The organism is Rhizobium sp. BT03, from assembly GCF_030053155.1.
Classification (GTDB): Bacteria; Pseudomonadota; Alphaproteobacteria; order Rhizobiales; family Rhizobiaceae; genus Rhizobium.
The window spans coordinates 3,533,647-3,546,895 of the sequence record NZ_CP125640.1; the positions used below are offsets into that span (position 1 = coordinate 3,533,647).

The 13,249-nt window shown below is 63.4% G+C and carries 12 protein-coding genes and 1 riboswitch; of the genes, 9 read left to right on the top strand and 3 right to left on the bottom strand.

From position 1 onward, the window contains the following. Nucleotides 1–9: 9 nt before the first annotated feature. Nucleotides 10–1,581 carry a bifunctional diguanylate cyclase/phosphodiesterase gene (locus tag QMO80_RS17230; RefSeq protein WP_283197614.1) on the bottom strand — a complete coding sequence of 524 codons (1,572 nt, stop codon included), beginning with the start codon at nucleotides 1,579–1,581 and terminating at the stop codon, nucleotides 10–12. Between the two features lie 511 nt (nucleotides 1,582–2,092). Next, a complete protein-coding gene (locus QMO80_RS17235; RefSeq protein ID WP_283200211.1) occupies nucleotides 2,093–2,647 on the bottom strand; it encodes a histidine phosphatase family protein in 555 nt (184 codons plus the stop codon). A 106-nt stretch (nucleotides 2,648–2,753) separates the two neighbouring features. Next, nucleotides 2,754–2,829: riboswitch (cobalamin riboswitch) on the top strand. A 50-nt stretch (nucleotides 2,830–2,879) separates the two neighbouring features. Here QMO80_RS17235 and QMO80_RS17240 point away from each other — a divergent pair. The 3 genes from QMO80_RS17240 to QMO80_RS17250 are packed head-to-tail and all read left to right on the top strand — an operon-like array spanning nucleotide 2,880 to nucleotide 4,530. Further along, nucleotides 2,880–3,089 carry a CbtB domain-containing protein gene (locus tag QMO80_RS17240; protein WP_065692515.1) on the top strand — a complete coding sequence of 70 codons (210 nt, stop codon included), beginning with the start codon at nucleotides 2,880–2,882 and terminating at the stop codon, nucleotides 3,087–3,089. A 12-nt stretch (nucleotides 3,090–3,101) separates the two neighbouring features. Then, on the top strand, nucleotides 3,102–3,848 hold the full coding sequence (locus QMO80_RS17245; RefSeq protein ID WP_283197615.1) for a CbtA family protein: 747 nt from the start codon (nucleotides 3,102–3,104) through the stop codon (nucleotides 3,846–3,848). A gap of 49 nt (nucleotides 3,849–3,897) precedes the next feature. Next, on the top strand, nucleotides 3,898–4,530 hold the full coding sequence (locus tag QMO80_RS17250; RefSeq protein ID WP_283197616.1) for a hypothetical protein: 633 nt from the start codon (nucleotides 3,898–3,900) through the stop codon (nucleotides 4,528–4,530). Here the strand turns inward: QMO80_RS17250 and QMO80_RS17255 are convergent. Beyond that, nucleotides 4,515–5,177 carry a sulfite oxidase-like oxidoreductase gene (locus QMO80_RS17255; protein WP_283197617.1) on the bottom strand — a complete coding sequence of 221 codons (663 nt, stop codon included), beginning with the start codon at nucleotides 5,175–5,177 and terminating at the stop codon, nucleotides 4,515–4,517. The genes QMO80_RS17250 and QMO80_RS17255 overlap by 16 nt on opposite strands. Nucleotides 5,178–5,354: 177 nt before the next feature. On the opposite strand from QMO80_RS17255, the gene QMO80_RS17260 reads away from it, so the two are divergent. From QMO80_RS17260 to QMO80_RS17285, 6 genes are all read left to right on the top strand, one after another. Further along, nucleotides 5,355–7,163, top strand: coding sequence for an ATP-binding protein (locus tag QMO80_RS17260; RefSeq protein WP_369685917.1), 1,809 nt, complete (start codon nucleotides 5,355–5,357; stop codon nucleotides 7,161–7,163). Next, a complete protein-coding gene (locus QMO80_RS17265; RefSeq protein ID WP_283197618.1) occupies nucleotides 7,160–8,494 on the top strand; it encodes a sigma-54 dependent transcriptional regulator in 1,335 nt (444 codons plus the stop codon). The genes QMO80_RS17260 and QMO80_RS17265 overlap by 4 nt, the downstream gene beginning before the upstream one ends. 215 nt (nucleotides 8,495–8,709) lie before the next feature. Beyond that, nucleotides 8,710–9,693 carry a tripartite tricarboxylate transporter substrate-binding protein gene (locus QMO80_RS17270; protein WP_283197619.1) on the top strand — a complete coding sequence of 328 codons (984 nt, stop codon included), beginning with the start codon at nucleotides 8,710–8,712 and terminating at the stop codon, nucleotides 9,691–9,693. Nucleotides 9,694–9,906: 213 nt separating this feature from the next. Beyond that, complete coding sequence (locus QMO80_RS17275; RefSeq protein WP_283197620.1) at nucleotides 9,907–10,368, top strand: tripartite tricarboxylate transporter TctB family protein; 462 nt, start codon at nucleotides 9,907–9,909, stop codon at nucleotides 10,366–10,368. Nucleotides 10,369–10,377: 9 nt separating this feature from the next. Further along, nucleotides 10,378–11,883: a tripartite tricarboxylate transporter permease gene (locus QMO80_RS17280; protein ID WP_283200213.1), complete on the top strand. Its 1,506-nt coding sequence runs from the start codon at nucleotides 10,378–10,380 to the stop codon at nucleotides 11,881–11,883. A 106-nt stretch (nucleotides 11,884–11,989) separates the two neighbouring features. Further along, on the top strand, nucleotides 11,990–13,159 hold the full coding sequence (locus QMO80_RS17285; protein WP_283197621.1) for a M20 aminoacylase family protein: 1,170 nt from the start codon (nucleotides 11,990–11,992) through the stop codon (nucleotides 13,157–13,159). The last annotated feature ends 90 nt before the right edge of the window (nucleotides 13,160–13,249 follow it).

Sequence of the window (13,249 nt, forward strand, 5' to 3'; positions counted from 1 at the left end):
GCTGTATCGTCAGGCCGTTGAGGCCAGGCTGGCATTACGATCGCGGATGAAGATGCCCGCCTCGGCGGCGGGCATCGCCTTGCCGAAAAGATAGCCCTGGCCGATGTCGCAGCCGAGCTGCAGCAGGAAGGCGAGTTGGCCGTGCTCCTCGACGCCTTCGGCGGTCGTCTTTATGTTGAGGCTCCTGCCCAGTCCGAGCATGGCGCGGACGATCTTTTCCTGGCGTTCGTCGCCGCGATAGGTGGCGATGAAGCTTTTGTCGATCTTGATCTTGTCGAAACGATAACGGGCGAGCTGGGCCAGACTCGAATAGCCCGTGCCGAAATCGTCGAGCGCGATCTGGATGCCGGCCGCGTGGAGTTCATCAAGGATGACGGCGGCGATGGCGGGATCCTGGATCAGCGCGTTTTCGGTGATCTCCACCTCCAGGCGCTGCGGCGGCAGCCGGCTTGCCGAAAGGACCTTCAGAATGCGCGACGTCAGCAGCCTGTCTTCCATCTGCACCGGCGACACGTTGAAGGACAGCATCACATGATCAGGCCAGGTGAGTGCGTCACTGCAGGCCTGGGCGAGAAGATCCTCGAACAATGCGGTGATCATCCCGTTTTCCTCGGCGATATCGATGAAAACAGGCGGTGGAATATTGACGCCGTCTTCGCCGATCCAGCGCGCCAGGGCCTCGAAGCCGCAGAGCTGACCGGTCTTCAGGTCGATCAGCGGCTGATAGAAGGGTTTGATCGCCTTGTTGGCGATTGCGGCGCGCAGCCTGGTTTCCAGCGCGGCACGTTCCGTGACCTTGTCCTGCATGGCCGGTTCGAAAACCAGATAATGGTTGGGACCGCGTGATTTCGCCTCGTACATGGCGAGGTCGGCGCGATGCGCGGCATCTTCCAGCGGTTCGGCTCCCTCGGCCCAACGGTCGTAGCCGACGCTGGCGCCGACTTCGACGGCAAAGCCGTCGATGTGAATCGGCCGGGTGACGGCCTGGATCAGCAGCCTGGCAAAACGCTCCTCGCGCTGTGCCGTCAGGGCAAAGGCGACGATGATGAATTCGTCGCCGCCGAAGCGATAGACGCAATCGGCATTGCCGAGCGCGCAGATCCGTCTGGCAACCTCGATCAGCAGGATGTCGCCGCCCTTGTGGCCGACGAGGTCATTGACTTTCTTGAAGCCGTCGAGGTCGACCGAGAAGAGCGTGACGTTGCGGTCCCATTCCTCGATCTGGTCCTCATCGTCCTTGACCGGCCGTGAGAGGATCTTGCGCTCGAAGGCGTAGCGGTTCGGCAGCTTGGTCAGATGGTCGTGGGTGGCCGTCCAATCGGCCTTCGCCTGAGCGGCGGCGCGCAGTTCCGTTTCCTTGCGCAGGTCGGCGATGCGCAGCACCGAATAGATGAAGCTCATGGCGCCGGCGATGCCGAGCGCCAGAACGAGTTTGTCGGCGCCATATTCGCCGAAACCGGTCATGAAGAAGACAAGGCTGTCGTCGAGCTGCAGAAGCGCGCCGAGGAGCCAGAGAGTTATCCCAAGCCCGACGATCGACACGCATTGCCTTCCGGCTCTGCTCTGGAAAAACACCGGCATATGGCCTTCTCCATCTCCACCCTATGCCGGACTATCATGAAAGTCTGAAATGTTCGTTGAAACCAGAAGGCGAATTGTTAGAGACCGCAGCCTGTTGCTGCACCGTCGAGAGACGATCGCGCTTCTCGTGAAAGGGGGCGGAAAAGCACGAAGGCGAGCGTGCTGTCGCATGCTCGCCCTTTCTCGTGCTTCAGGCGGTGACGATCAGCAGCGGGACGCTGACGACGAGACCGACCAGAACCGTGATTGTGGCGACGCGCACGAAACGCAGGCGACGCGTGCGCTCCCCACTCCAATCATATGTCATGTCTTCCATCTCCTTGGGATAAGGAAGTAGTCCCGGTGAAGCCGGGTTCAACAGAGATGACGCGATTTGCTTGTGTAAGGCTGGATAAGATGAGGGATGGCTAATGCGCGTCGCATTAAACGGGTTTCATGCGACGCGCTTTAGCTCTTTGTTTTTATGCATGTCGTTATCCCGGAACCGCGGCACACTTCCGGGCGACATGCGTCAATGCTGAAAACGCAGCGACCAGCGCCGCCCGTTGCTGGTCATGCGAACAATGCCGAGCGGCTCGATATCGACGAGCCAGAAGGAGGGCGGCGGTGCTCGAAGCACATGGGCAACCGCTGCCCGAATGACAGCCGCATGGCTGATGGCGATCACATGGCCGCCGAGGGCGGATTCATTGTCCATCCAGCCGGCGACGCGTGTTCCAAGATCGAGAAGGCTCTCGCCTCCGTGCGGGACCGCTTCCGGATCGCTCATCCAGGCCATGAGGTTCTCCGGCTCCTCGGCCTCGATCGCCGCGATCGACTTGCCGGCCCAGCGGCCATGATCGCAGTCGCGAAGCTCCGGGTCTGTCCGGGCTTGAAGGCCGAGCGCCTCGGCAGTCTGGCGGGCGCGCAAAGCCGGGCTGGTGGCAATACGGTCGGCGCGAGGCAGGGCGGCCATCCCGGCCGCTTCTTCCGCGGCCTTGTCTTCCAGCGGTTCGTCGAGCGGGAACAGGCCCTTGCGGCTTGCCGCCGTCGCGCCGTGGCAGATCCAGGTAAGGCGCGTGTTCACGGTCGTTCCGATCTCCGGATAGCGATGGGAATAGCCCATCGCCGCTTCATGAAGTTTCGTTGACAGGCTCTTCGGCGTGCAGGTATAACCGGGCTGTTGCGGGTTTGGAAGCCGGTGGAAATCCGGCGCGGTCGCGCCACTGTGACCAGCGTGTCGAAGCTTCTTCGCGCTGGAAGTCAGACCTTACCGCACAAGCACTCTTTCGACTGAACGCGTCATTCCGGAGGAATACATGTCTGACACCACTTTCGCGCCCGTCGCGGCACCGGCGCCGATCCCGGTAGGAGAGATCCTGCCCTGGGCGATCTTCGGCGGCCTGCTGATGCTGATCGCTATTTATTTCGTCGGCACCGAGGAAGGCGCGATGGCGCTGTTCAACGGCATGTATGTGCACGAATTCGTGCATGACGGCCGTCATCTCCTCGGCTTTCCCTGCCACTAGGGAGATATTGACATGGTTGGAAACCTTCTCCTTCGCGGCATGCTCGCGGGGCTGATCGCTGGCATCCTGGTTTTTGCTTTCGCCCATATCTTCGGCGAGCCGCTGGTCGATGCGGCGATCGCCTTCGAGGAGGCGAGCGCCCAGGCGGCCGGCGAAGCTTCCGAACCTGAAATCGTCAGCCGGGCCACCCAGGCCGGCCTTGGCCTTTTCACCGGCGTCATGGCCTACAGCATTGCCGTCGGCGGGCTTTTCGCGCTCGCCTTTGCTTTCGTGCACGGCCGCGTCAGCAGCCTTTCGGCGCGCGGCACCTCGGCGGTCATTGCGCTTTTCGCCTTCGTGGCAATCGTGCTCGTTCCCGGCATCAAATATCCGGCCAACCCGCCGGCGGTCGGCAATCCCGACACGATCGGCGTCAGGACCGAGCTGTTCTTCCTGATGATCGTCGTCTCGATCGCCGCCCTGATTGCCGCGGTGGCGCTGTCGCGCCGCCTCTCCGAGCGTTTCGGCCTCTGGAACGGCGCGATCATCGCCGGCATCGCTTACCTCGTCTTCGTCGGCCTCGTGCTCTATCTGCTGCCGCCGATGAATGAAGTGCCGGAGAACTTCTCGGCGATGGTGCTCTGGCGTTTCCGCACGACCTCGCTCGGCATGCATGTGATCCTCTGGGCAGCGCTCGGGCTTGGGTTCGGAGCGCTGGCGGAAAAGCGGCTTGCCTTGAAGGGCGGGCAACGGAGCCGGGCGGCAACGGCCTTTCACTGAACACATCGAGGGCGCCGTCTTGCCGGCGCCCTTAGGTTTTCGGGCGACTATGAAAAGCAGCAGAACCATATTCCTCCTGTCGATGGCGTTTGCTGCCGCAGCTTTCTTTTGTGTGCCTGCTGAAAACGCCCTTGCTCATAGCCCCAGCGCCGGCGGCAGCCATGCCGGCCTCGATATTCCTGAAATTTCGCATGGTGAGATGGCGGTGATTTCGGACTATCGCAGCCGGATTATCGGCCTGGCGTCCCGCGCAGTCGATACGAACGAGCCGTTCCGGCGCATTCTGAACTATGCCGAAATCCAGTATTCCTACTGTCTCTGGGGGCGGATGCCAGGCAGCGTGAGCGACGAGCTGAGCCCGTTCAACGAATGCGCCCATGCCTATCTGGCGGCGACCAAGGCGGTCTTACTTTCGATGCGCGAGATGCCGCGGGAGGCCGTTGCGGCTGATGAAATCATTTCCGCGGTCGATGCCGACATGGTGCGGCGCAGCCTGGCGCTCATCACCTGCCGGTTCAGCGGCGAGGCCTTCAACACCGCCGATGTTGTCAAGCCACGCTGGAGCAAAGTGCCGTTTCATGCCGCCAGCATGGCGTCGCTGACGGGAGTTGCTGCCCTGTTCGGTCTTGCCGTCCTTGCGCTTAGACGCGTCTTGCAGCCGAAGGCTCAATCGTCGGAATAGCGCTGCTCGCGCCAGGGATCGCCATACATATGGTAGCCGTTCTTTTCCCAGAAGCCGGCTTCGTCACCCGGCATCAGCTCGATGCGGCGCAGCCATTTGGCGCTTTTCCAGAAATAAAGATGCGGGACGACGAGGCGCATCGGGCCGCCGTGGTCCGGCGTCAGCGGCAGGCCCTCCCATGATGTCGCAAGGATCGCGTCCTCGGCGGCGAAATCGGCAAGCGGCAGATTGGTGGTATAGCCGTCGTAACTCGTCAGCATGATATAACCGGCTTGCGGCTTCGGCATGGCGAGATCGAGCAGATCGCGCGTGGAAACGCCCTTCCATTTGTTGTCGTAGCGCGACCAGGTGGTGACGCAGTGGATATCGCTGACCTTGGTGCTCTGCTCGATCGCCTGGAAGTCGGCCCAGGTGAGGGTGAGCGGCGTTTCGACGAGGCCGCGCACTTCGAGACGCCAGGTATCGGTGGAGATGACGGGCTGCTGGCCGAGATCGAGCACCGGCCAGTTTTTGACGAGATGCTGGCCGGGCGGCAGGCGCTCGGATTCAGGGCGGCCGATACGGCCGGTCAGGAACTTGCCCTCGGCCGCCCAGCGGCGCTTGGAACTGGTGAGCTTGCTGTCGGCCGGCGTCTGGTCGTCGCTCATGAGCGGAGCCTCCTTACGATGCCGCAATAGGGCATTCGCGTCTCCGGGTGTCAAGTTTTGGCAGGCCCTTGGAAATCCTTGTCGGCGTCATTAAACTTGAACTGTCGGGTATGCCTCGCTGGGGAGTGGGGGCGGAAAGGGGAGGAGCCGGATCTGTCTTCGAGATATCGTGCTATAGTGGCGTTGCTGGTGGTGCCGCTGATCATTTTCGCCTTCTTCACCTATGGAAGCGCGATCGCGACGCGCGCCTATATGGGAGAGGCCTCGGCGCAGGCCGGAACGGCGCTGCGCCTTGCCGTCTCGGCGCTCAGCGGTCACCTCAACCGCTACGAGGCGCTGCCGGCGCTGATCGCAGATCACGACGACATCAAGGAACTGGTGAGCGCACCCGACGATGCAGCACTGCGCGACGCGGCCAATCTCTATCTCAGGGAGATCAACGGGCTGCTGAAATCCTCCGACATTTATGTGGTCAAGCCTGATGGAGAGACGATCGCGGCCAGCAATTACGATGGACCTGGAAGCTTCGTCGGGCAGAATTTCAGCTACCGGCCCTATTTCCAGGACGCGATCGAAGGCCGGCAGGCGCGGTTCTATGCGCTCGGCACCACCTCGCTGAAGCGCGGCTATTATTTTGCCGCGCCGATCCGCATCGGCGCGGATATTCGCGGCGTCATCGTCTTCAAGGTCGATATCGACATGATCGAATCTTCCTGGGGCGGCGGCGAATATAAGATCTTCGTCTCCGATCCTGAGGGCATCATCTTCATGTCCGGCAGCCCGGAATGGCTCTACGGCGCAATCCTGCCGCTGACGGCCGACCGCATCGCCCGCACGGAAGCGTCGCGGCGTTATGCCAATGCCAGGCTGACAGCGCTGCCGGTGACGCGCCAGCGCTTCGAGCCGCACGAGCTGATGACGCTCGCCGGCGAGCGCGGATCGAGCGAATATCTGGTTCTCTCGCACTACATGCCGGCCGAAGACTGGACGGTGAACGTGCTGATGGAAACGAGTTCCATCCGCACCCAGGCGCGCACGGCGCTTGCGGCCGTCTTTCTCATCCTCTGCATTGCCGGGCTCGCGGTCGCGGTTCTACGCCAGCGGCGGGCGCGGCTTGCCGAGCGCATGCAGCTGCAGACGGAGGCTCGCAACGAGCTGGAGCGGCGCGTCGAGGAGCGCACGGCCGATCTTGCCCGCGTCAACAGCCGCATCGAGGAGGAAATATCAGAGCGGCGGCTGACCGAGCAGCAGCTTCGCCAGACCCAAGCCGATCTTATCCAGGCCGGGAAGCTCGCCGGTCTCGGGCAGATGTCGGCTGCACTTTCGCACGAGTTCAACCAGCCGCTCGCTGCCGCCAAGACCTATACGGACAGTGCCTCCGTTCTCATCGATCGCGGCCGGACGGAGGAAGCGCGGGACAATATAAGGCGGATCGGCGGGCTGATCGACCGCATGGCTGCGATCAGCCGGCATCTGCGCAATTTCGCCCGCAAACCGAACGAGAAACTCGGCTCGGTGTCTCTCGACGAGGCGATGCATGACACGCTCGAGATCATCGCCTGGCGGCTGAAGGCGGCCGATGCCGAGCTCCGGCTTGATCTGGGGACCCGGCCGCCGGTGGTTCGTGCCGGTTCCGTGCGTCTGCAGCAGGTGCTGGTGAATGTGATTTCCAATGCGGCCGATGCCGTGGAAGGGCTTGATGACAGACGCATCGAGGTTTCGGCCTTCGAGGAGGCCGGCAAGGTGGTGTTGACGGTGCGGGACCATGGGCCGGGCGTGCCGGCGGCGATCGCCGAGCGTATTTTCGATCCCTTCTTCACGACCAAGGGTGTCGGCAAGGGGCTCGGTCTCGGGCTGTCGATCTCCTACAATATCATCAAGGATTTCGGCGGCAGCCTTTCCGCGGTCAATCATCCGGAGGGGGGCGCGGTGTTCCGTATCGAGCTGCAATCGGCAGCAGGGCTGATGCCGGAGGCCGCGGAATGAACGATGCGAAGATCCTGCTGGTCGACGACGAGGAGGAGTTGCGCCGCTCGACGGCGCAGGCGCTGGAACTTTCCGGCTTCAGCGTCGAGACCTTTTCGAACGGCGATCATGTGCTGGAATTGATCGGCTACAGTTTTCCCGGCGTCGTCGTCAGCGATATCCGCATGCCCGGCATGGACGGCATGACGCTGATGCAGAAAATCCGCGAGCTCGACCCTGAAGTGCCGGTCATTCTCGTCACCGGCCACGGCGACGTTCAGCTTGCGGTGAAGGCGATGCGTGAGGGCGCTTATGATTTCATCGAGAAGCCGTTCACGCCGGAGATGCTTGCCGGTGTCATCCGCCGGGCGGTGGAGCGGCGCGGCCTCGTGCTCGAAAACCGGCTGCTGAAAGCGGTCGCCGGCAAGCGCGACGATATCGAGGCGCGGCTGCCGGGACGCACGCAGGTCATGGTGGATCTGCGCTACCGCATCCGGGCGATCGGGGCGAGCGATGCCGATACGCTGATTGTCGGGGAAACGGGGGCCGGCAAGGAGGTGGTGGCGCGCGCGCTGCACGATATCAGCGCCCGGGCGAGCCGGCCGTTCATTGCGATCAATTGCGCGGCGCTGCCGGCCAACCTGATCGAAAGCGAGCTCTTCGGCCATGAGGTGGGCGCCTTTCCCGGCGCGGTGAGGCCGCGCTACGGAAAGTTCGAACATGGGCGCGGCGGCACCATCCTGCTCGACGAAATCGGCTCCATGCCCTTCGACCTGCAGGCGAAGTTCCTGCGGGTGCTGCAGGAGCGGATGATTTCCCGGTTGGGATCGAATGAGACGGTGGCGCTTGACGTGCGCTTTATCGCCACGAGCAAGGTGGACCTGGAGGCGGAGGTGGCGGCGGGGCGCTTCCGCGCCGACCTGTTCTACCGGCTGAACGTTGCGACGCTGCATGTGCCGTCGTTGTCGCAGCGCCGGGCGGATGTTCCGCTGCTCTTTCTGCAGCTGGTGCGGGAAGCGGCCGCCCGCTATGGCCGCGATGAGGCGGCCGTGCCGCCCGAGGTGATCTCCGATATCGCCCAGCGCGACTGGCCGGGCAATGTGCGTGAACTCAGGAATGCCGCCGACCGTCTGGTTCTCGGTCTCGACGACGGCGGGCCTCAGGCCGGGGAGGCGACCGGGCTTGCGGAGCGCGTCGCCGAATTCGAACGGGGCGTCATTGCCAGCGCGCTGGTCGCGCATGGCGGCAGCCTCAAGCCGGTCTATGAGACACTCGGCATTTCCAGGAAGACCCTCTACGAAAAGATGCAGAAATACGGCCTCGACAAGCGGATGCTGACCACCGAAGGCTAATTCTCGGCGGCCGCCGGTCTTCGCGGTGGGTGGAAATCCACCCATTGCACAAGCCGTTTGTTTCCAAATCGACCCATGTTGCATCGCACTATCGCAAAATCGTGTCTCGAAAGCGGCTGCAATGATTGCGGGCCGGTTTTTCCCGGCGGCAAATAGGTCATGCCCGGCGCGGAGGATGTGTCGGCGGGCTTGCTTGTTTCATCAGGGAGGAAACGATGAAAATTCTGAAGGCCATGCTCGGCCTGACCGCGGCTGCCGCAGTCTCTCTTCTCGCCGGCGTCGCTTCGGCGCAGACCTATCCCGAACGCACCATCACCATGGTCGTGCCCTTTGCGGCCGGCGGCCCGACAGACACCGTCGCGCGCCTCGTCGCCGAATCCATGTCGAAGGATCTCGGTCAGCAGATCGTCGTCGAAAATGTCGGCGGCGCCGGCGGCACGCTCGGCGCCGGCCGCGTGGCGAGCGCCGATCCCGACGGCTACACGATCCTGCTGCACCATATCGGCATGGCGACCAGCGCCACGCTCTACCGCAAGCTCGCCTATGACACGCTCGGCGCCTTCGATTATGTCGGCCTCGTCACCGAAGTGCCGATGACGATCGTCGCACGCAAGGACATGGAGCCGGCCGACCTCAAGGGGCTGATCGACTATATCAAGGCCAACAAGGACAAGGTGACGGTCGCCAATGCCGGCATCGGTGCGGCTTCGCATCTCTGCGGCATGATGTTCATGAGCGCCATCCAGACGCCGCTGACCACCGTTCCCTACAAGGGCACCGGCCCTGCCATGACCGACCTGCTCGGCGGCCAGGTCGACGTCATGTGCGACCAGACGACCAACACGACCAAGCAGATCCAGGGCGGCACGATCAAGGCCTATGCGGTGACCTCGCCGAAGCGCCTCGACGTGATGAAGGACATTCCGACGGCAGTCGAAGCCGGCCTGCCGGGCTTCGAAGTCGGGATCTGGCACGGCATCTACACGCCGAAGGGCACGCCGGCCGCGATCAACGAACGCCTGTCGAAGTCGCTGCAGGTCGCACTGAAGGACCCGAATGTCGGCGCCCGCTTCGCCGAACTCGGCACGGCGCCTTCCTCCGACGCCGATGCGACGCCGGCTGCGCTGAAGGCCAAGCTCGAAAGCGAGATCGCCCGCTGGAAGCCGGTGATCGAGGCTGCCGGCGAATATGCCGACTGAGACTTGTCCTCGTCCAGGACATGCCGGATGAGCCCCTCACCCTAACCCCGCGCGCGGGGAGAGGGACTTGCCCCGCGCAACAGCGGCATGGATGAGAGGCCAGCGGCATATCCCCTTCTCCCCGCTTGCGGGGAGAAGGTGCCGGCAGGAGGATGAGGGGCAATCGCCGCAGCAATGGCATCACGTGAACCATCTCCAACTCCAGGAGACACCATGAAATCCATCAGTTTCGATACCACCAATGCGATCTGCGGCGGGCTTTTCGTCGCGACCGGCGCTTTCTTCGCCATCCAGTCGCTCTCGCTCGACCTCGGCACGGCAGTGCGCATGGGGCCTGGTTATTTTCCGCTGGTGCTGGCCGGCGTGCTCGTGCTTCTCGGCGCGATCATCTTCATCCAGGCGCTGCGCGTCGAGGGGGAGCCGATCGGTCTCTTCGCCTGGCGCGGTATGTTCTTTATTCTGCCGGCGCCCGTCTTCTTCGGGCTGACGGTGCGCGGCCTCGGATTTGCGCCGGCGCTGTTCTTCACCGCATTCATCGCCTGCTTCGCGTCGCAAAAGATGAACGTGTTCTTCGCGATCATTCTTTCGCTGCTGCTGACGGTTTTTTCGGTGGCGGTCTTCAGCTATGGGCTCGGCCTGCCGTTCGAGCGCTTCGGCCCCTGGGTCCGGTTCTAGGAGGCGATGATGGATCTTTTCAGCAATCTCGCGCTTGGTTTTGCGACAGCCGGCACTCTTGACAATCTGCTCTTCTGCCTGATCGGCGTGCTGCTCGGCACGCTGATCGGGGTGCTGCCCGGCATCGGCGCCACGGCGACGATCGCCATGCTTCTGCCGATTACCTTCCAGCTCGAACCGGTCTCATCGCTCATCATGCTGGCCGGCATCTATTACGGCGCCCAGTATGGCGGCTCGACGACGGCGATCCTCATCAACATGCCGGGTGAGTCTTCCTCCGCCGTCACCGCAATCGACGGCTATCAGATGGCGCGCAAGGGCAGGGCGGGGGCAGCACTGGCGATCGCCGCGCTCGGTTCGTTCTTCGCCGGCACGGTTTCGACTTTCCTCGTTGCGATTTTCGCGCCGCCGCTCACCGCCATCGCGCTGCAATTCGGCTCGGCGGAATATTTCTCGCTGATGATCGTTGGCCTCGTCTCGTCGATCGCTTTGGCGCATGGTTCGGTGGTCAAAGCCTTGGCGATGGTGGCGCTCGGGCTGCTGCTCGGTCTGGTCGGGACCGACATCTACACCGGCACGCCGCGCTTCACGCTCGGCATCCGCGAATATGCCGATGGGCTGAATTTCGTGGCGCTTGCCGTCGGCGTCTTCGGGGTGGCGGAAATCCTGCGCAACCTCGAGGGTGAATCGACCCGCACGGTGCTGATGGCCAAGGTCTCCGGCCTCTTGCCGTCGCGCCAGGAATTCAAGGAGATGATCGCGCCTGTCTTCCGCGGCACGGCGATCGGCTCGGCGCTCGGCATTCTGCCCGGCGGCGGCGCGATCCTCGCCTCCTTCGCCTCCTATACGGTGGAGAAGCGCCTGTCGAAGACGCCGGAGGAATTCGGCAAGGGCGCCGTCGCCGGTGTGGCAGGCCCGGAATCGGCCAACAATGCCGGGGCGCAGACCTCGTTCATTCCGCTGCTGACGCTCGGCATTCCGGCCAATCCCGTCATGGCGCTGATGATCGGCGCGATGATCATTCAGGGGATCGTGCCGGGACCGAATGTCGCCACCGAGCAGCCGGCGCTGTTCTGGGGCATCATCGCCTCGATGTGGATCGGCAACCTGATGCTCGTCATCCTCAACCTGCCGCTGATCGGGCTCTGGGTGAAGCTGTTGACGGTGCCCTATTACGTGCTTTTCCCGGTCATCATGGCCTTCTGCTCGATCGGGGTCTACAGCGTCAACGCCAACGTCTACGATCTCTATGCCGTCGCCTTCTTCGGGTTCATCGGCTACGTGCTGGCAAAGCTTCGCTGCGAGCCGGCACCGCTGCTGCTCGGTTTCGTGCTCGGGCCGCTGCTCGAGGAGAACCTGCGGCGGGCGATGATCCTGTCGCGCGGCGATCCGATGACCTTCGTCACCCGCCCGATCAGCGCCACGCTTCTGGCGATCGCGCTCGCTGTGCTGATTGTCGTCTTCCTGCCGAGCGTCAAGAAGAAGCGCGAAGAGGTGTTTGTCGAGGAGGCTTGATGGTTGAACTTGCGAGCTGTTTGATGAACAAAGGATGATCTGACGCGGGCGCCGGTGGGCGCCCGTTTCGCTTGACAGGATATCCAGGCCCCAGGAGCATTGTCCGATGAGCATCCCTGCCCGGATCAAGGGCGATCTGCCGTTTCTCACATCCTTGCGCCGCGATCTGCATGCCCATCCCGAACTGGGTTTCGAGGAGGAGCGCACTGCCGGCATCGTCGCGAGACTTCTCGAGGAGGCCGGCATCACGGTGCACCGCGGCCTCGGCGGCACCGGCGTGGTCGGCACGCTGCAGGTCGGCAACGGCGTCCGCCGGATCGGCCTCAGGGCAGATATGGATGCGCTCGCCATGCCTGAGATGGCGGAGCGCCCCTATAAATCGACGGTGCCGGGAAAGATGCATGCCTGTGGCCATGACGGCCATACCACGATGCTGCTCGGTGCCGCGCGGCATCTGGCGGCGACGCGAGGATTCTCCGGCACGGTGCATTTCATCTTCCAGCCGGCTGAAGAGGGCCGCGGCGGCGCGAAGCGCATGGTGGAGGAGGGCCTCTTCCGGCGCTTCCCGTGTGATGCCGTTTATGGGCTGCACAACATGCCGGGGCTATCGGTCGACGAGATCGCCGTGGTCGAGGGGCCGCAGCTTGCTTCTTCCGACAGCTGGCGCATCACCTTTCGCGGCATCGGCACCCACGGCGCCAAACCGCATCTCGGCCGCGATCCGATCACGGCAGCCGGCACCTTCCTGTCGTCGCTGCAGACGATCGTCGGACGGGTGGTCGATCCGCAGCAGCCGGCCGTCGTCAGCGCCTGTTTCCTGCAGGCGGGCGATCCGAAGGCGTTGAACGTCATTCCCGATATCGTGGAGATCGGCGGGACGGCGCGGGCCTATTCGCCCGAGGTGCGCGATCAGCTGGAGCGCGAGATCGGACGGCTGGCGCGCGGCACTGCTGATATGTACGGCATATCAGTCGACTATCATTTCGAGCGGCGGATCCCGCCGGTGATCAATGACGCGGATGCGACTGCCCGGGCGCTTACTGCTGCCGGTACCGTCTTTGGTGAAAAAGTGCGGACAAGCTTTCCGCCGTCGACGGCGGGCGATGACTTCGCATTTTTCGCCCAGAAGGCGCCGGGCTGTTATGTATGGCTCGGCAACGGGCAGGCGGTGGACGGAGCGCTGCATCACAACACCGCCTATGATTTCAATGATGAGGCGCTTGCTTATGGCGCCGCTTATTGGGTGGCGTTGGTGGAGCGGGAGCTGGAGGTTTAGCTGGAACTGCGTTTGCGGCCCCCTCATCCGCCTGCCGGCACCAGCCTGGGCGAGCCACGGGTCTCGCCCAGGCTGGTGCCCGTAGGGCGG

What these genes read in the sequence shown, in the direction of transcription:
- QMO80_RS17230 (WP_283197614.1), bottom strand. Translation starts at nt 1,581, where the DNA reads ATGCCGGTGTTTTTCCAGAGCAGAGCCGGAAGGCAATGCGTGTCGATC.
- QMO80_RS17240 (WP_065692515.1), top strand. Translation starts at nt 2,880, where the DNA reads ATGTCTGACACCACTTTCGCGCCCGTCGCGGCACCGGCGCCGATCCCG.
- QMO80_RS17245 (WP_283197615.1), top strand. Translation starts at nt 3,102, where the DNA reads ATGGTTGGAAACCTTCTCCTTCGCGGCATGCTCGCGGGGCTGATCGCT.
- QMO80_RS17250 (WP_283197616.1), top strand. Translation starts at nt 3,898, where the DNA reads ATGAAAAGCAGCAGAACCATATTCCTCCTGTCGATGGCGTTTGCTGCC.
- QMO80_RS17255 (WP_283197617.1), bottom strand. Translation starts at nt 5,177, where the DNA reads ATGAGCGACGACCAGACGCCGGCCGACAGCAAGCTCACCAGTTCCAAG.
- QMO80_RS17265 (WP_283197618.1), top strand. Translation starts at nt 7,160, where the DNA reads ATGAACGATGCGAAGATCCTGCTGGTCGACGACGAGGAGGAGTTGCGC.
- QMO80_RS17270 (WP_283197619.1), top strand. Translation starts at nt 8,710, where the DNA reads ATGAAAATTCTGAAGGCCATGCTCGGCCTGACCGCGGCTGCCGCAGTC.
- QMO80_RS17275 (WP_283197620.1), top strand. Translation starts at nt 9,907, where the DNA reads ATGAAATCCATCAGTTTCGATACCACCAATGCGATCTGCGGCGGGCTT.
- QMO80_RS17280 (WP_283200213.1), top strand. Translation starts at nt 10,378, where the DNA reads ATGGATCTTTTCAGCAATCTCGCGCTTGGTTTTGCGACAGCCGGCACT.
- QMO80_RS17285 (WP_283197621.1), top strand. Translation starts at nt 11,990, where the DNA reads ATGAGCATCCCTGCCCGGATCAAGGGCGATCTGCCGTTTCTCACATCC.